The sequence below is a fragment of the uncultured Devosia sp. genome (assembly GCF_913055165.1).
Taxonomy (GTDB): domain Bacteria; phylum Pseudomonadota; class Alphaproteobacteria; order Rhizobiales; family Devosiaceae; genus Devosia.
Genome location: NZ_CAJXJS010000001.1, coordinates 64023 through 82304 on the forward strand (window position 1 = coordinate 64023; position 18282 = coordinate 82304).

Consider the following 18282-nt stretch of genomic DNA (forward strand, 5'->3'; position numbering starts at 1 on the left):
CATCGTCAATAGATTTTTGGTGGACGGGTAGTTTGACTGCGGTTATGGCTGACGGCGAATGCGCTTATCCCGTCAAGAGAGTGGAGGAGGCTCCCATGCCCAAGATCGTGGAACCACCAACCGTTCCCCCGGAACTGTCAGAGATCTGGCAAGGAGTAGGGCCAATCGTTTCGTCCGGTCACCTCGCTCGCGGCGCCCTGCCAGCGCTGTCGGAACTCGAGTTCGGCATGATCATGCTGCACAATGCCTTCAGTCGGTGGATGGTGCGCTGCATGGCTGCGGCGGGCGTGCCCGACCTTTCGGCCGTGGACGTCCTGGTTCTGCACAACATCAATCATCGCGATAAGGCCAAAACCATGGCCGACATCTCTCTGATGCTGAATATCGAAGACACCCACATCGTGGCCTACGCGCTGAAGAAACTGCAGCGTCTCGGCTTGATACAAAGCGGACGCAGAGGCAAAGAGAAGCTCGTCAGCATTACCCCTGCCGGGCGCGCAGTGTGTGAGCGATACGCTGCCATTCGCGAAGAACTCCTCGTGAAGTCGGTTCTTTCCGCCCAGGTGCCGGCCGAGACGCTTTCCGCCATCGCTGCCCACATGCGAACGCTGTCGGGACAGTATGACCAGGGCACACGGTCAGCGGCATCGCTATAGCCGTTGTTCGCTAGCAATACCGGGACTTGCAGGGCAGCAGGCCACCGCCCTGCACGTGACTAGGCAGGCTGACGAGCCATCATGTCGGGGAGAGCCGTCACGATCTGTGGAAAGACCGTAATCGTCAGCACGGCAAGCAGCAGCAGCAGGAAGAACGGAAGTGCGGCGCTTGCGATACGTACGATGTTGTGGCCGGTCATCCCCTGGATAACGAACAGGTTGAATCCAACTGGGGGCGTGATCTGACTCATCTCAACTACCAGAACCAGATAGATACCGAACCAGATTGGGTCGATTCCTACCGCCAGCACCATCGGCATGACGATTGACGTAGTCAGTACCACAACGGAAATCCCGTCTAGAAACATGCCAAGCAAGATGAAGAAGGCGGTCAAGGCAGCGAGCAAGACATAGGGCGACAGGTCCATGCCGGCGATCCAGGCAGCGAGATTCCGTGGCAACCCCGTGAACCCCATGGCTGAGGTCAGGAATGCCGCCCCCAGTAGTATGAAGGCGATCATGCAAGATGTACGGGCGGCTGATAGCAGCGCTTCGAGAAATTGCTTGCGCCCGAACGATCCGGTGGCGGCAGCAAGACCCACTGACAACAGCACTCCCACCCCTGCCGCATCGGTCGGGGATGCGATCCCCGAATATATCGAACCGATCACGCATATGATGAGCAGCGAGACCGGGATGAGGGATCTCGATGCTTTGACCTTGTCCCGGAACGACATCCTGTCTTCTTCCGCAGGGATTATTCCTGGATTGGCCAGCGCCCTGATGGCGATGTAACCCGAAAAAATCAGCACCAGCATCAGCCCTGGAAGCACGCCGGCGATAAAGAGGCGTGCAATGGACTGCTCGGTAGCCACGCCATAGACGATGAGAATAATCGAGGGCGGAATCAAAAGGCCAAGGGTAGCCGACCCCGCCAATGACCCCAGAATGAGTGACTCAGGATAGCCCCGTTGCTTGAGCTCGGGGATCGACATTTTGCCAATCGTTGCCGCCGTTGCAGCTGAAGATCCGGATACGGCAGCGAATATTCCGCAACCCAGGACATTCACATGCAAGAGGCGGCCGGGAAGTCGGCCCAGCCATGGCGCGAGACCGCGGAACATGTCCTGGCTCAATCGAGATCGAACCAGTATCTCGCCCATAAGGATGAAGAGCGGCAGGGCAGTCAGGGCGTAAGAATGCGAATGTCCGTACATGACGGTCGCAAGGTTGAGGCCAACTTTGACGTTGGTGAAGGCGGTGAGAGCAAAGAGGCCGACGCCAAACAACGAAAGCGCGACCCAGACACCCGATCCCAGCAACAGCAGAAGTACGCCGAGAAGAGCAACAGCAATGCCGAGTTCGCCCATCTCACATCTCCTCGCCGCTGGCTATGACGGGCTGCTTGCTTCGGAATGTCTGAACCAGTGTGTCCAGGACTGCTATCTCAAGCAGGGCTACGCCGATGCACATTACCGTTTGGGGTATCCACAGTGGGATGGAAACCCGCCCGGAGGAGACATCGTTGAACCGGATGCTGCTCCGCACCAAATCGATCAGAAAGAACAGTGCATAGCCGATTACGGCTGCCGCGGCCGCCAAGACGAGTAACTCGACGATCCAACGAATTCGCTTGGGCAAATTGGCCGTCACGATCGATACACGAATGTGACCGCCCGACCGAAAGGTGTATGCCAATGCCAGGAAAGTTGAAGCAGCAAGCAGATACCCCGCGAAGTCACCGTAGGACGGGATACTCGCGGGAATGGGCAAACTTAGTCGCACGCCAACATTGAGAAGCACCTGCGCGCTAATGAGAAGGCTGATCGCCAAAATGCAGAATGCCGACAGCCAGCCTGCTGATTGATAAAGTGAATCAAGAGATCTACGCATGCCCGAATCCTCCCCAGTTCGAGAGCGGGCCGATCCCTCATCGACCCGCTCCCAGTCGTAGATTATTTCTTGAATTCTTCCAGTACGCGGAGCGTCGCTTCCGAGCCGTTGGCTTGCAGGTTGACCAGCATCTCCTCGCCGATCAGGCGCAGGCCAGTGATCAGTTCGTCGCTGGGCGGATAGATGGTCATGCCGTTATCTGCTAGCAACGAAGTTTGTGTCCCCGTCTCTTCCTCGGACATGGCCCAGCCTCGCTGTTCCGCAGCTGCTGCGGCAGCCATGATCGCGTCCTTGCTGTCCTGGTCCAGTGCGTCGAATACCGACTGATTGATGACCACGAGGTTCTTGGGCACCCACGCATTTACCGGCGTGTAGTGGCTGGTGAAATCCCAGGCCGTCGAGGAAACGCCGGTCGAGGGTGACGTCATCATGGACTCGACCTGGCCGGTGGCAAAGGCCTGCGGGATGTCGGCGGCCTCGACCTGGATCGGAGCAGCGCCAGCGAGAGCGGCAAACTCTTCCAGAGCAGCGTTATAGGCACGGAAGCGCAAGCCTTTCAGATCGTCGACCGAGGCGATCTCCTTGTTGGTGTAAAGCCCCTGTGGAGGCCAGGCGACTGAGAAGAGAGGAATGAGACCTTGTTCCGCAAGAAGCTCGGTAATCACCGGTTTCTGGGCGTTCCAGAGTCGTGTCGCGTCTTGGTAGCTGGTCGCGAGGAAGGGCTGGCTGTCGAGGCCATAGGCCGCGTCTTCGTTGACCAACTGCGACATGAAGAACTCGCCGATCGGGACCTGCCCCGACCGCACGGCATTCTTGATCTCGCCATGCGGGAACAGCGATCCCGCCGAATGAACCGTGATGTCGACCTTGCCGCCAGTTGCCTCGCGGACTTCGTCGGCGAAAGTCCTGATGTTGATCGTGTGAAAGACAGTGTCCCCATATGGGGTCGGCATGTCCCACGATTGTGCCCAGGCCGTTGTTGAAAGCGCGGCCAAGCCGGCCGCTAAGACAAACTTCATCATCGAGATCAATCCTTCCCTTGCAGCGCCACGCGCCGTTCCCTTAGTCAGTGGACGTGATAACGTCATAACATCGGCATTTTGTCTGCGTTATGCGTACAAATCAACAGTTTTGTGATTCGGCGATTCAACTCTCTGGCAACTGCCCTCCAGGGTCGCACCAATGCGTAAAGTCTTGAGGTCTTGGCGCAGGCGCAGGCGCAGGCGCATGCGCACGGCGCTTGCGCCGGCGGCCGCTTGCGCCAAGACCTCAATCCGAACCGAGCCGACGAGCACTATCGGTGGCGACCAGATTGCGATGATCCTTCAGAACTCCTTGGCGGCGAGGGCCCGTTCACAGTCCTTCTGGGTGCATCATGCACATAGCTTTTGAGGTTATCCTGCCGAAAGCCCCGAGGTTTCAGAACTCTTGAGAGTCCTTCTCTCCACATTCATCCCAGAAATCCGCGTTCTTCTGGGCTCCCATCTCAATAGAGCAATCGCTGTTAGGCTTACTGCTTTGTAGACCGACTGGGCCCGCCTACGGCTTCGGCGGAACGCAGGTCCCGACGGAGCGCCCCTCCTGGCTTGTGACAGCCAGATATGTGGTGCGATATGGTCGTCCAGGGTTGCCAAGGCGCTCCAACAGGACGTCAAGCATAGACTGGGCCTGCTGCGTCACGCTTGGCCCGATGACTTCGAAGAAGTTTGCGTGCTCGTTTGACAGGTCCGTGCGGCCCAACAGGATGACCGACAGGTCACGCGGAATTTCGATCCCGTGGGCTGCCAATCCCTCGCGGAAACGGAGCCCGCTTTCGACACCCCAGACAATGAGCGCAGTCCAAGGCAAGGAGCTGTCAGCGTTTCGAGACGCAGCGATCCTTTCTATGGCGAGCTCCAGGTATTTTTCGTGTGGCCAGGCCGGGATTTCCAGCAATCGGCCTGCTTCCCCGTCACAGAGCTCCAAAAAGCGAATCTTGCCCAGTTCGGTGGCGAGCAAAAAATGGGACGTCGTGACCAAGCCGATCCGCTCGTGCCCGCGGCTCTGCAAGTTCGCAATCGCCCGGCCGATGGATGTACCCCACTCCACCCCCACCGCGTCGACCTCTGTCCCCGCCAACACGGCCCCATCCACGACAATGGCGCTGGTCTTGAGCTTTATCGCCTGGAGCATCTCGATGCTGATCGTTTCGAACGAGGACTGGAGTATGCAACCGTCAAAGCCAGGCAGATTTCGCAGCACGCGCAATCCGTCGCGGCTGTCGGTGTAAGACACTTCTACCACACTGTGTCCTGCCGCCTGCAGCTTGTCCTGCAATAGCTCAAGCACCGCTCGTCCGCGCCTTATGCTGGTTGACCTGCGGAGCAGGAGGAAGGACCGGCCTTCTGACCCGCGTACAGCTGTGTCCGGGCCCTCGGACCGATCAACCCTGTCGACCCCGCCGACGAAGAAGGTGCCTCTGCCTGTCTCCGCCGATATGCGGCCCTCCGCCTTCAACCGCTCGGTGACTTTCTGCACCGCGGTCTGAGACAGAGAGAATTGCGACATGAGCGAGCGAACGGTGGGCAGCCGGTCCCCAGGTGATGCCTTTCGGGCCATGTCTTCGAGAAAAGCTTCCAGGCGTGCCAAATCCGTCTTCATGCCCATACAATACAATACGCATTCACTTTCACAATCCCCGCAGAACGAACTTGCGTCCGCCTGCAAGTCGTGCAATATGTGTCATACATATTGTATTGTATGTTGCGCAGCAGGGAGGAAATCATGCGCTTTAGAGCTACGCTACCACTTCTGGGACTCTTGGCAGGTGTCGCTCCGGCACTCGCGCAAGAGGCCGAGGTCATTCACTGGTGGACTTCGGAAGGAGAATCCAAGGCCGCCCGCGTTCTGGCTGACGCATTCGAGGCATCTGGCGGCACCTGGGTCGACAATGCGATCGCTGGAGCTTCGGCAGCGCGTCAGGCCTCATTCACGCGCATCGTTGCCGGCGACCCTCCGGAGGCTAGCCAGTTCAATTCCGGCCGCGAGTTCGAGGACCTTGCTGCCCAGGGGCTTCTGACCGACATCTCGGCGGTGGCCCAGGAGGGAAATTGGGATCAAACGGTGCCTCAGGCGCTGCTTGCCTCGGCACAGATCGACGGCAAAGTCTTCGCAATGCCCATGAATATTCATGGACGCAACTGGATCTGGTTCAATGCCAAGCTTCTGGAAGAGGTCGGTGCAGAGGTTCCCGCCGGCTGGGGCGAGGATATGTTTGTGGCGCTCGACAAACTCAAGAGCGCTGGCAAGGTGCCGTTGGCTCTGTCGGGAACGCCGTCATATGAGCTGTCGCTCTTCGAATCCATCCTGCTCGATATAGGCGGAGCAAACCTCTGGTATGGATTGTACCAGCACCAGGCGCCGGAGGCGTTCGCCAGCGCCGAGCTTCGTCAGGCCTTCGAGACCTATGCTCGCCTTCGTGACTATGTCGACGTCGGGTCTCCAGGTCGCACCTGGAACGCCGCGACGAACATGGTCATCACCGGCGAGGCGGGGTTCACGTCGCTGGGCGATTGGGCCAAGGCCGAGTTCGCAGCGGCCGGCCAGACCGCGGGCGTCGACTACGGATGCATCCTTCCCGACGGGGTATTGCAGATCGGCGGCGACGTCTTCGTCTTCCCCAAGCTCAGCGATGACGATGCCATCAAGGCGCAGCAACTGCTGATCGAGACGCTCGCGGACAATACGACGCTGCGCAATTTCAATGCGGCCAAGGGATCGATACCGCCACGTGCCGATGTTGACATGACCGGGACCGACGTCTGCGCCGAAAAGGGCAGTGCGGCCCTTCAAATCAGCGACACCAATGTGCCCAGGCTCACCATGTTGCAGCCTTCCTCGGTGGCAGGAGAAATCCAGGATCTCATCTCCCAGTTCTGGAATGATCCGTCTCTCGACATTGAGACCGCGATCGCCCGCTACACCGAGATCGTCCTGAACGGCTGACCGGTTCTGGACGACAGCCCATCGGCATTTTGGGATGCCGGTGGGCCAGCCATGGAGATTGTCTATGAAGATCAGGTCCGCCCAGGTCGCGCTGCTGCCCATGTTCGCCATTGTCGCTACCGTCTATGTCGGCAGCATTTTGTGGACCATTGGGATTTCCCTCACCCCATCACGCTCTTTGCCCATCTACGAGTTCGTGGGCCTCGAGCAGTATGTAGCCCTCTTCCGCAGTTCCCGCTGGACCACGTCGCTCGTGAACATGCTCGTCTTCGGGGCTGGCTATATCGGCGGCTGCCTGGCGCTGGGCTATCTGATGGCGATATTCATTGACCAGAAGGTTCGGGCGGAAAATGCCCTGCGAACCATCTTCCTTTATCCCCATGCGATGTCGTTCATCGTGACCGGCCTGGTGTGGCAATGGATCATGAGTCCGACAGAGGGCATCCAGGATTTTGTCCGTGGCCTGGGCCTGACTGGCTTTACCTTCGACTGGATCGTTCGACCCGACATGGCCATGTATGCGGTGATCATCGCCGGCATCTGGCATGGAGCGGGCTTCGTCATGGCGCTTCTTCTGGCCGGGCTGCGTGGGGTCGATACGGAAATCTGGAAAGCCGCCCGCATCGACGCCGTTCCGGCCTGGCGGATGTACCTGCACGTCGTCACGCCGATCCTGGTGCCGGTCTTTGTCACCTGTGCGGTGCTGCTCTCCACTCATGCGATCAAGTCCTACGACATCGTCGTGGCGATGACCAAAGGTGGGCCAGGCATCGCCACCGAGGTGCCGGCGAAATTTGTGATGGACTACCTGTTTGAGCGCAGCAGCGTCGGGCGTGCCGCGGCCGCCGCAACCGTGATGCTGATGATGGTCATGGCCGTCGCCGCGCCGGTTCTGTATGCGCGCGCCGCCGCAGCAAAAGGATGAACGCCATGTCGATTAGTGAACGGCGCCCGTGGAAGACTGTTTCGCCCGCGCGCATCGGAACCTATGCATTCCTTCTGGTCTGCGCCCTGTTCTTTGCGATGCCGCTCTTCATCATGCTGATGACCTCCTTCAAGACGATGGAGGAAATCCGCAGCGGCTCCATCTTCAGCCTGCCCTCAGCGCCCGATCTCGGCGCATGGGTCAAAGCCTGGTCAGCGGCCTGTACCGGAGTGGCCTGCGACGGGATCAGCGTCGGCTTCTGGAACTCGGTCCGCATCCTGATCCCGAGCGTCATCCTTTCGGTCCTGTTGGGCGCCGTCAACGGTTACGCCTTGGCGCATTGGAACTTCCGCTGGGCCGGTATTGCTTTTGGCCTCTTGATGACTGGCGCATTCATTCCGCACCAGGTCTACGTCTATCCACTGGTTCAGCTGTTCGCCTGGTCGGGCACGTTCGGCACCCTGGCTGCGATTATCGCCGTCCATGTGATCTTCGGCATGCCCGTCATGACCCTCATATTCCGCAACTACTTTGTCTCGATACCCGAAGAGATCTTCAAGGCAGCGCGCATGGATGGGGCTGGCTTCTGGTGGGTGTTCTTCGCGATCATGCTGCCCATGTCGACGCCCATCATGATTGTGGCGGTGATCTGGCAGGTGACCGGGATCTGGAATGACTTTGTTCTCGGTCTGATTTTCGCCGGGCGGGAAAACCTGCCCATGACCGTGCAACTGAACAATATCGTCAACTCGCAGTTCGGCGAGCGCGAATACAACGTGGACATGGCGGCCACCATCCTCACGGCCTTGGTGCCGCTCGTCCTCTACTTCATTTCCGGCCGCTGGTTCGTGCGCGGCATCGCCGCCGGCGCAGTCAAAGGATAGGGCAATGTCATCAGTATCCGTCAAAAATCTCGAAGTTCGCTTCGGTGAGCATGCTGTTCTCAAGAACCTTGATATCGACATCAAGTCGGGCGAGTTCCTGGTCCTTCTCGGTTCGTCAGGGTGCGGCAAATCCACGTTGCTCAACACCATAGCGGGGCTCATCGAGCCATCGGGTGGGACCATTTCGATTGAGGACAGGGATGTCACCCATGAAGACCCGAGCAAGCGGGGTCTGGCCATGGTGTTCCAGAGTTACGCGCTCTATCCCAAGATGTCGGTACGCGGCAATCTCGGGTTTTCGCTCCGTGTCAATCGCGTACCCAAGGCCGAGCGCAACAAGCGCGTCGAAGAGGTTGCGCGGTTCCTCCAGATTACCGAACTGCTGGACCGTCGCCCGGCCCAGTTGTCGGGCGGTCAGCGCCAGCGTGTCGCGATCGGCCGGGCGCTGGTCCGCGAGGCCAAGGTCTTCATGTTCGACGAGCCGCTGTCGAACCTTGATGCCAAGCTGCGCGCGGAACTCAGGGTGGAGATCAAGCGCCTGCATCGCAGCGTGGGCAATACCATGATCTACGTGACCCATGACCAGGTGGAGGCTCTGACGCTGGCCGACCGGATCGCCGTGATGAAGGATGGGATCATCCAGCAGCTCGGTTCTCCCGAGGACATCTATGATCGGCCCCGCAATCGCTATGTGGCCGGGTTCATCGGGACCCCCCGGATGAATTTCATCGGGGGTGAGCTGCTGGTTGAGCAGCAGGGCGTGCCGATGTTTAAGGCGGAGGCGTTCGGCTTCTCGCTCGAAGGCTACGATTTCGAGAAGTACCCCACGCAGGCCAGCGCCGTGGAACTGGGGATCCGGCCCGAATTGCTCACGATCGTGGACGCGGACCACGCCTCGGCCAAGGTTCGAGCCACGGTCGATCTCACCGAGATGCTGGGCGCCGAATCCATCATTTGGTGCGACGTGGCCGGTCAGCAGATCGCCGTTCTTGTTCAGGGAAAGCCTGGCGTTAAGCCTGGCGACACGATCGGGATGGCTTTCGATCCCGCCACGGCTTCCCTGTTCGACGCCGCCAGCGGCCTTCGGCTCTAGGGGCAAGAGCATGGCAGTCGGGGCTTTCGACTCCTTCATCACCCGCAGCTGGTTCGACAGCGCGGCGTTGGACATTTGGAGCGATACATCCACCTTGCAGGCTTGGCTTGATGTCGAGGCGGGCCTCGCAGAGGCCGAAGCGCAGCTTGGCCTCGTGCCTTCGGAATGTGCCAGGGCCATCAAGGACAATGCAAAGGCGGAGCTTTTCGATCTGGCGTGTCTGGACCGGGACATCCGCCACGCTCAGCATCCCTTCGTGCCAGTGCTCAAGCAGTTTGAAGTCCTGTGTGGCGAACCTGCCGCCGGCTTCATCCACCTTGGTGCCACCACGCAGAACATCTTCGACACGGCCGTCTCGCTGCAGATGCGACGGACCCACGATCTGATCCTGGATACATTGGACAAGGCAATAGCCCGGCTCCGGGCGCTGGCAGGCGCCCATGCAACAACGCTGCAGGCGGGCCGGACACACGGGCAGCATGCCTTGCCGATGACCTTTGGCTTCAAGGTTGCCGGCTGGGTCGACGAACTGGAGCGCGGCAGGGCGCGGCTCGCGGAGCGGTTTGACGGCTCTTTCGTGGCCTCGCTCGGCGGCGCCATCGGGACCGGCGCTGCGCTTGATGGCATGGGGCGCGACGTCGAGGCTCGCCTAGCGCAGGTGCTCGGATTGAAACCCGCGGGCCTCGCCATTCGCTCGAGCTATGACCGCGTGGCAGACTATGTGTCGAGCCTGGGCGTGCTGATAGGCGGCCTCGAGCGCGTCGCCCAGGACATCGTCTTTCTTCAACGGACCGAGATTGGCGAGGTGCGCGAAGCCTTCCATCACGGCAAGGTCGGCAGCTCGACCATGGCCCAGAAGCGCAACCCCTCGACCTGCCTGCGCATTGTCAGTCTCTGCCGGCTTGTTCGGGCTCGCATGCCACTATGCCTCGAAGGGCTCGTGCGGATGGATGAGGGAGATTCTTCCTCGACCAATGTCACGGACGTCACGCTGCCCGAGATCGCCATTCTCGCCGCATCTGCAGTGGCTGGGCTGGCCGCAGTTTCCGACGGACTGGTGGTCGACGGGGCCGCCATGGAAAGGAACCTGGCGATCACCGGCGGACTGATCAACTCCGAAGCGATCATGATGCGGCTGGCACCCAGGATAGGCCGCCACGCCGCCCACCATCTGCTCTACGAAGCCGCCCAGGGTGCCCTGTCGGAGGGGCGAGCGTTTTCGATGGTCCTGCAGGAGCGGGCCGGAGAAATTGGCATCACCGGTGATGAAATGAGGCAACTGATGGATCCCTCAGGCTATGTAGGGGACTCGGTGAAGATTGCCCGAAGAACTGCCAACGGCGATGAAACAAGCCATGTCACAAACCCGAATAACGACCCACCTTGAGCGATCTCGTGATGATGAGGACCGTCTCTGTGTCCGCAAATGCCTTAAGCTCCGATTCATTTGATTCAACATGGGTCCGGAGTGCGCCCCATATCGGACATTAGCTCCTTTGTGTTTCCATCCTCATACCTGCTGGTCGGATCTTGCTCCGCTGGAATAGTCCCCACCGGTTCGGTCCCCAACGGCCAACTCTGGGACGGCGGGTAGCTCACCTTTCCCGATAAATTATGGATCGTTCCAAATATCCGCTTGACGACCACTGATGCCATTCGTTAGTAAATAGGAACGTTCCAAAACTGGTTTTGGAATGCAGTGGACCGATGAGTAGTTCGTCCGCTGAGCTGCGTCACCGGCGAGCTGTCGGTGTCCTGCGCATCGAGAACAACAGAGACAGCGATGACCAAGATTGTCAGCGCCGCGGAAGCGGCTGCCCGGATTTCTGACGACTGCGTGGTGACGGTTTCATCGTCCTCCTCGCTGGGTTGTCCCGATCTGGTGCTCGAGGCCATCGGCGCGCGTTTCGAGGCCGAGGGCCATCCGCGCAACCTGACGACCCTGCACCCGATTGCCGCAGGCGACATGTATGGGGTCAAGGGCATCGACCACATCGCCAGGGATGGACTGCTGACCCGCGTCCTTGCCGGCTCCTACCCCTCGGGGCCATCCAGCCTGCCAATGCCGCAGATCTGGCGGATGATCGAGGACAATCGCGTCGCCGCCTATAACGTGCCTTCGGGCATCCTGTTCGACATGCACCGCGAGGCGGCCGCCCGGCGCCCCGGCGTGCTGACGCAGGTGGGGCTCGATACTTTCGCCGATCCGGTCCGCCAGGGCTGTGCCATGAACGAGAAGGGTGCCGCCGCACCCATCGTTCACCGCGTCGAATTTGGTGGTCAGAGCTGGCTGCACTTCCCCAATATCCAGCCCGACGTCTGCATCCTCAGGGCCACGACGGCCGATGAGTGGGGCAACCTCACCTACGAGCACGAAGGCGCCTATCTCGGCGGGCTCGAACAGGCCATCGCCACCCGCAACAATGGCGGCCTCGTCATTGCCCAGGTGAAGCGCGTGACCGCCTCGGGATCGCTGCGGCCCCATGACGTGCGCGTGCCGGGACACCTGGTCGATCTGGTGGTGATCGATGCGCTCCAGAAGCAGACCTGCGAGACAGACTACGATCCGGCCATTTCCGGGCAGGTCATGCGACCCTGGAGCAGCTTTCGCCTCGCCCAGCACGGCGTCGAAAAGGTCATAGCACGCCGCGCGGCCATGGAACTCAAGGGCGGCATGACGGCCAATCTGGGCTTTGGCATCAGCGCCATGGTGCCGCGCATCCTGCTTGAGGAAGGGCATCCCAAGGCGGTGACTTGGGCCATCGAACAGGGCGCCGTCGGGGGCATGCCGCTCACCGATTTCGCCTTCGGTTGCGCGGCCAATGCCGATGCCTACATGCCTTCGCCACAGCAATTCATCTATTTCCAGGGCGGCGGGTTCGACGTGTCCTTCCTCTCCTTCCTGGAAGTGGACGTGGAGGGGAATGTCAACGTCTCCAAGCTGGGCAAGAAGCCCTACCTGACGGCTGGCTGCGGCGGCTTTGTCGATATCACCGCCAATGCCCGCAAGATCGTGTTCTCGGGCTGGTTCGAGGCGGGGGCGGACGTTGCCCTGACCGAGACCGGCATCCGCATCGACCGGCCGGGCAAGTTCACCAAGATGGTCGAAGCGGTCGAGCATGTGACCTTTTCCGGTCGCCGGGCACGCGAACTGGGTCAGGACATTATTTACGTCACCGAGCGCTGCGTGATGCGCCTCACCCCGACCGGTTTGGTGGCGACCGAAATCATGCCCGGTATCGATCCGCAGGCGCATATCGTCGATGCCAGCCAGGGCCGCGTGCGCCTCGCCGCCGATGCCATCACCATGCCGGCTACGCTGTTCGGGACGGGTCTGATGGGGTGGCAGCCATGAGCCAGGTTCACCTCGATATTCGCGGCTCGATCGCGGAGATCCGCCTCGACAATCCTAGCAAGCTCAACGCCTTCACGGTCGAGATGCTGGCCCAGCTTGCGGCACACCTCGAAGTGGCCGAAGGCCATCGCGATGTCGCCTGCCTGCTAGTGACGGCAGCTCCGGCCAAGGCCTTCTGCTCGGGTGCCGACATCAATGCCTGGGGTGGCCTGTCGCCGGCCGAATTCGCCCGCGACTGGGTGCGCGGCGGCCACCGCATCTTCGACCGGTTGGCGCGGCTGGCCAAGCCCAGCATTGCCGTGCTCGGCGCGCACGCTTTCGGCGGCGGGCTGGAACTGGCAGCGGCCTGCGATGTGCGGGTCATGGCCCCGGGAGCGACAATTGCACTGCCCGAAGCAGGTGTCGGCATCGTGCCGGGCTGGTCGGGTACGTGCCGCCTCGCACGGCTGCTGCCGGAACCAATGCTCAAGGAAATGGCTCTGTTTGGCCGGCGGATCGGTGCAGACCGATGCCTCGAGGTCGGGTTCGTTGCCGACGTGGCGGAGGACCCGCTGGCGGTGGCTGAGGCCATGGCGACGCGCGTGGCGGAGCTGTCGCCCCGGGCGGTCGAGATCGCCAAGACCATGATCCATGCCGCACGCGACGAAGACACGGGGGCGATGATCGAGGCGCTGGGGGGCGCCGCCATTGCGGCCAGCGGCGACCGGGCCGAGGGCGTCCAGGCCTTCCGCGACAAGCGCAAACCCAAATTTCCGGGGCACTGAATCATGGACATGACCGTCATCCCCTCGACCCGCACCGGCCTCCCGACCGAACCCTTTATCGGGCGTCACTTCATCAATGGCGCGTGGCGCGACAGCGCCGACGGCGCCACGTTCGAGCGGATCGCGCCGTCCCATGGCGTTGTTGTCAGCCGCAGTGCGAGGGGCGGCGAGGCCGAAGCCGAGGCTGCGATCAAGGCAGCGCGTGCCGCCTTCGATAGTGGCGTGTGGAGCCGGATTTCGGGCAAGGCGCGGGGCGAGGTCCTGCTGCGCGTGGCCGACCTGATCGCCGCCAATGTCGACCGTTTCGCACTGATCGAGACGCTGGAAACGGGCAAGCCGATCACCCAGGCCCGCAACGAAATTTCCGGTGCCGCCGATCTCTGGCGCTATGCGGCGGCGCTGGCCCGCACCACCAAGGGCGACAGCCACAATACCCTCGGCGAGGACATCCTCGGGGTGGTGATCAAGGAGCCGATCGGGGTCGTCTCGGTGATCACCCCGTGGAACTTCCCGTTCTGGATCCTGAGCCAGAAGCTGCCCTTCGCCCTCGCGGCAGGCTGCACCTGCGTGGTCAAGCCGTCCGAGATGACCCCATCGACTACGGCCATGCTGGGCGAACTGCTCAACGAGGCCGGCCTGCCGGCGGGCGTCGTCAACATCGTGCTTGGCTATGGCCAGCCGGTGGGCGCGACCATGGCCGCGCACCGCCTGGTCGACATGGTCACCTTCACCGGCTCCACCGCCGTGGGTAAGGCGATCTCGGCGGCGGCATCGGGCACGCTCAAGAAGGTCGCGCTCGAGCTGGGCGGCAAGAACCCGCAGGTGATCTTTCCCGATGCCGACCTCGAAAGCGCCGCCGATGCGGTGGTGTTCGGTGTCTATTTCAATGCCGGCGAATGCTGCAATTCGGGCAGCCGCATCATCGTGCACGAGGATATCGCCGAGGCTTTCACGGCCCGGGTGATCGAACTCTCGCGCCAGGTGGCCTTCGGCGATCCGCTCGATCCGCGCACCCAAGTGGGGGCGATCGTCACCCCGCAGCACCAGGACAAGATCGACGGCTATGTCAGGGCCGCAGTGGCCGCCGGCGCCAGGCTTGGGCTGGGTGGCGAGCGCCTCTCGGTGCCCGGGCTCAATGGCGACTTCTACCAGCCCACGGTGGTGACAGGGGTGACACCGGACATGGCCATTGCCCGCGAAGAGGTCTTCGGTCCCGTCCTGTCGGTGCTGACCTTCCGGACGATGGACGACGCCATCGCCATTACCAATGACGCCGCCTACGGCCTCTCGGCCGGGGTGTGGAGCGAGAACGTGCACACGGTGCTCGAATTCTCGCGCCGGGCCCAGGCCGGGACGGTCTGGAGCAATACCTGGATGGACGGTTTCCCCGAACTGACCTTCGGCGGGGTGAAGGAAAGCGGCCAGGGCCGGGAAATCGGGTCCTACGGCCTGGAAGAATTTCTCGAGGTGAAATCACTCGTCATGCGCATCGGGCGCACGCGGGCGCCTTGGGTGAATGCCCGCTGATCGATTGGTCGGCGGGAGGATGAAGACGCATGCGCAGGGAGGATCCAAATGCGTGGTCTTAATATGTCAACCGCGGTCGTTACGGCCGCAATGATGCTCACTTCGGGCGCAGCCATCGCCCAGGAACAGGTGGAAGTGCTGCACTGGTGGACATCGGGTGGCGAAGCTGCTGCCCTCAATGTCCTCAAGGAGGACCTGCAGGCCCAGGGCATCGGCTGGCTCGATATGCCCGTGGCCGGTGGCGGTGGCGAAGGCGCCATGACCGTGCTGCGTGCCCGCGTCACCGCAGGCTCGCCACCCACGGCCGTGCAGATGCTGGGTTTCGACATCCTGGACTGGGCTGCCGAAGGTTCGCTCGGCAACCTCGATGAAGTCGCCGCGGCCGAAGGCTGGGATGCTGTCGTGCCGACAGCACTGCAGGGCTTTGCCAAGTATGACGGCCATTGGGTCTCGGCCCCGGTCAATGTCCATTCGACCAACTGGGTCTGGGCCAACAAGGCGATCCTGGATGAACTCGGGCTAGCCCAGCCCACGACCTGGGACGAATTCGTGGCGGCGATGCAGGCAGCCAAGGATGCCGGTTATGTCGGACTCGCCCATGGTGGGCAGCCCTGGCAGGAAGCAACGATGTTCGACTCTGTCGTGATCGGGGCCGGCGGTACAGACCTCTACAAGCGCGCCTTCATGGACCTTGATCCCGCAGCGCTCAGCTCTCCGGAAATGGTCGAGGCGTTCACGCGTATGGAGACCCTGCGCAGTTTCGTGGACGACAATTTCTCGGGCCGCGACTGGAACCTGGCTTCGGCCATGGTGATCAACAAGGAAGCCGCCTTCCAGATCATGGGTGACTGGGCCAAGGGCGAGTTCCTGAATGCCGGAAAGGTTCCCGGAACAGACTTCCTCTGCTTCCGCGTGCCCGGTTCGGAAGGAACGGTGACATTCAATGCCGACCAGTTCGCCATGTTCAACGTCAACGAGGGCTTCCGCCCGGCGCAGCAGAAGATGGCTTCGGCGATCATGTCTCCCTCATTCCAGATCGCTTTCAATAAGGTCAAGGGCTCGGTGCCGGCACGAACGGACGTTTCCGGCGATGAACTCGACGCCTGCGGTCAACAGGGCATGGCCGAACTCGCAGCCGCTGCCGAAGCCGGCACGCTGCTCGGCTCGGCAGCCCAGGGTCATGCTCACCCGGCGGCCGTCAAGAACGCCATCTATGACGTCGTCACCGCCCACTTCAACGGCGAATACGATGCCGCAACGGCGGCTCAGGAGCTCGCGGCTGCGGTAGCGGCCGCCCAGTAAGCCCTCCCGGGCGGGGTCGGGCTCAGGTCCGGCCCCAACTGGCTCCCCAACGAGCCGGCTGACTATTCAAGAACTGTATTTGCGTCCGGGCAAGAGCGCCGGGACGGATCGGGAGGGCGCGATGCCTATCCAATCTCGCCAGGCGGACCTACGAACCCGCTTGCAGGACTTAATACCGAAAATCGTGCTGGCCCCGTCGCTGGCCGTCGTCCTGATCTTCGTCTACGGCTTCATCGCCTTTACGGTCTATCTGTCGATGACCGATTCCAAGATGCTGCCGAGCTTCGATTTCATCGGGCTGGAGAATTTCGGGCGGCTGTTCGCCCTGCCGGCGTGGAACACGGCTCTCGTCAACCTGGTGATCTTTGCGACGCTCTATATCGCGATCTGCACGGTCATCGGCCTCGGGCTGGCGATCCTGCTCGACCAGAAGATTCGCGGCGAAGGCGTGTTGCGTCCGATCTACCTCTATCCCATGGCGCTGTCGTTCATCGTCACCGGCACGGCCTGGAAGTGGTTCCTCGACCCCGGCCTCGGGCTCGAAAACACCATGCATCTGTGGGGCTGGACGAGTTTCGAATTCAACTGGATCAAGGATCGCAACATGGCGATCTACACGCTGGTGCTCGCCGCCGTCTGGCAGACATCCGGCTTTGTCATGGCCATGTTCCTGGCGGGCCTCCGGGGCATCGACAACGAGATCCTCAAGGCCGCGCAGATCGATGGGGCATCCAATGTGGCGCTCTATCGCCGGATCGTCATCCCCATGCTGCGCCCGGCCTTCCTCTCGGCCTTCGTGATCCTCTTCCACATGGCCATCAAGTCCTATGACCTGGTGATTGCGCTGACGGGTGGCGGCCCCGGTCGGGCCACCGAGCTGCCCGCGACCTTCATGTATTCCTACACTTTCACCCGCAACTCCATGGGCATCGGCGCCGCCAGCGCGGTGATCATGCTCATGACCGTCGCGGCCATCATGATCCCGTACCTTTATTCCGAGCTGGGGGCGAAAAAAGAATGAGTGCCGTCAGTCAAGATACCGCGGTCAAGACCAGCCGCGTCGCCCAGGTCTTCATCTATTTGACCCTGGTGCTGTTCGCGCTGTTCTACCTGCTGCCGCTCTACGTGATGCTGACCAATTCGCTCAAGCCGCTGAGCGAAATCACCGGCGGCGACATGATGAGCCTGCCGCGGGCACTGACCTTCGAGCCCTGGCTCAGCGCCTGGGCCACGGCGCAGGTCGGCGTCTCGCCGACCGGCCTCAGGCCCTACTTCCTCAATTCGATCCTGATGGTCGTTCCCGCCGTCGCCATCTCGACCGTGATGGGTGCGCTCAATGGCTACATCCTCACCAAATGGCGGTTCCGGGGCGATACGCTGCTGTTCGGGCTGATGCTGTTCTCCTGCTTCATCCCGTTCCAGATCGTGCTCATTCCCATGGCCCGCATGCTGGGGCTGATGGGCATAGCTGGCACGACCCAGGGCCTGGTTCTGGTGCACGTGGTCTATGGCATCGGCTTCTCGACGCTCTATTTCCGCAACTACTACGCCTCGTTCCCGACCGAACTGGTACGTGCGGCAATGATCGATGGCGCCGGCTTCTTCCGCATCTTCTGGCGCATCATGCTGCCGGTGTCCGGGCCCATCGCCGTCGTCACCATCATCTGGCAGTTCACCAATATCTGGAACGACTTCCTGTTCGGCGCCTCCTTTGCCGGGCTCAACGCCATGCCGATGACCGTGGCGCTCAATAACCTGGTCAACTCATCGACCGGCGTTCGCGAGTACAACGTCCACTTCGCAGGGGCCATCATGGCCGCCCTGCCGACATTGCTCGTCTACATCGTCGCCGGCCGCTTCTTCGTCCGCGGCCTGATGGCCGGTTCCGTGAAAGGATAA

The 18282-nt window shown here is 61.5% G+C and carries 16 protein-coding genes; 12 read left to right on the forward strand and 4 right to left on the reverse strand.

What is annotated here, in order from left to right:
* Positions 1 to 95: 95 nt before the first annotated feature.
* The gene (locus QZ564_RS00310) at positions 96 to 656 is read left to right on the forward strand and encodes a winged helix DNA-binding protein (protein WP_297103060.1); all 561 of its coding nucleotides are present in this window, start codon (positions 96 to 98) and stop codon (positions 654 to 656) included.
* Positions 657 to 715: 59 nt separating this feature from the next.
* Here QZ564_RS00310 and QZ564_RS00315 read toward each other — a convergent pair whose 3' ends face one another.
* The 4 genes from QZ564_RS00315 to QZ564_RS00330 all read right to left on the reverse strand — a co-directional run bounded on the left by QZ564_RS00315 (position 716) and on the right by QZ564_RS00330 (position 5264).
* A complete protein-coding gene (locus tag QZ564_RS00315) occupies positions 716 to 2026 on the reverse strand; it encodes a TRAP transporter large permease subunit (RefSeq protein WP_297103063.1) in 1311 nt (436 codons plus the stop codon).
* Position 2027: 1 nt separating this feature from the next.
* Positions 2028 to 2549, reverse strand: coding sequence for a TRAP transporter small permease (locus tag QZ564_RS00320; RefSeq protein ID WP_297103066.1), 522 nt, complete (start codon positions 2547 to 2549; stop codon positions 2028 to 2030).
* Positions 2550 to 2611: 62 nt separating this feature from the next.
* Complete coding sequence (locus QZ564_RS00325) at positions 2612 to 3571, reverse strand: TRAP transporter substrate-binding protein (RefSeq protein WP_297103069.1); 960 nt, start codon at positions 3569 to 3571, stop codon at positions 2612 to 2614.
* Between the two features lie 517 nt (positions 3572 to 4088).
* Positions 4089 to 5264: a GntR family transcriptional regulator gene (locus tag QZ564_RS00330; protein ID WP_297103072.1), complete on the reverse strand. Its 1176-nt coding sequence runs from the start codon at positions 5262 to 5264 to the stop codon at positions 4089 to 4091.
* Between the two features lie 48 nt (positions 5265 to 5312).
* Here QZ564_RS00330 and QZ564_RS00335 point away from each other — a divergent pair, with 48 nt between their 5' ends.
* From QZ564_RS00335 to QZ564_RS00385, 11 genes are all read left to right on the forward strand, one after another.
* A complete protein-coding gene (locus QZ564_RS00335; RefSeq protein ID WP_297103074.1) occupies positions 5313 to 6533 on the forward strand; it encodes an ABC transporter substrate-binding protein in 1221 nt (406 codons plus the stop codon).
* A gap of 100 nt (positions 6534 to 6633) precedes the next feature.
* Positions 6634 to 7458: a sugar ABC transporter permease gene (locus tag QZ564_RS00340; protein ID WP_297103077.1), complete on the forward strand. Its 825-nt coding sequence runs from the start codon at positions 6634 to 6636 to the stop codon at positions 7456 to 7458.
* On the forward strand, positions 7455 to 8342 hold the full coding sequence (locus tag QZ564_RS00345) for a carbohydrate ABC transporter permease (protein ID WP_297103080.1): 888 nt from the start codon (positions 7455 to 7457) through the stop codon (positions 8340 to 8342). The genes QZ564_RS00340 and QZ564_RS00345 overlap by 4 nt, the downstream gene beginning before the upstream one ends.
* A gap of 4 nt (positions 8343 to 8346) precedes the next feature.
* Entirely contained in the window at positions 8347 to 9435 is a 1089-nt protein-coding gene (locus tag QZ564_RS00350) for an ABC transporter ATP-binding protein (protein ID WP_297103084.1), read from the forward strand.
* A 10-nt stretch (positions 9436 to 9445) separates the two neighbouring features.
* Positions 9446 to 10822: an adenylosuccinate lyase family protein gene (locus tag QZ564_RS00355; protein ID WP_297103087.1), complete on the forward strand. Its 1377-nt coding sequence runs from the start codon at positions 9446 to 9448 to the stop codon at positions 10820 to 10822.
* 396 nt (positions 10823 to 11218) lie between these two features.
* Positions 11219 to 12790: a CoA-transferase gene (locus QZ564_RS00360; protein WP_297103090.1), complete on the forward strand. Its 1572-nt coding sequence runs from the start codon at positions 11219 to 11221 to the stop codon at positions 12788 to 12790.
* A complete protein-coding gene (locus QZ564_RS00365) occupies positions 12787 to 13554 on the forward strand; it encodes an enoyl-CoA hydratase/isomerase family protein (protein ID WP_297103093.1) in 768 nt (255 codons plus the stop codon). Before QZ564_RS00360 ends, QZ564_RS00365 begins: the two co-directional genes overlap by 4 nt.
* Before the next feature lie 3 nt (positions 13555 to 13557).
* Positions 13558 to 15081: an aldehyde dehydrogenase family protein gene (locus tag QZ564_RS00370; RefSeq protein WP_297103096.1), complete on the forward strand. Its 1524-nt coding sequence runs from the start codon at positions 13558 to 13560 to the stop codon at positions 15079 to 15081.
* 48 nt (positions 15082 to 15129) lie between these two features.
* Entirely contained in the window at positions 15130 to 16383 is a 1254-nt protein-coding gene (locus tag QZ564_RS00375) for an ABC transporter substrate-binding protein (RefSeq protein WP_297103101.1), read from the forward strand.
* Between the two features lie 121 nt (positions 16384 to 16504).
* Positions 16505 to 17404, forward strand: coding sequence for a sugar ABC transporter permease (locus QZ564_RS00380; protein WP_297103104.1), 900 nt, complete (start codon positions 16505 to 16507; stop codon positions 17402 to 17404).
* Positions 17401 to 18282, forward strand: coding sequence for a carbohydrate ABC transporter permease (locus QZ564_RS00385; RefSeq protein ID WP_297103106.1), 882 nt, complete (start codon positions 17401 to 17403; stop codon positions 18280 to 18282). The genes QZ564_RS00380 and QZ564_RS00385 overlap by 4 nt, the downstream gene beginning before the upstream one ends.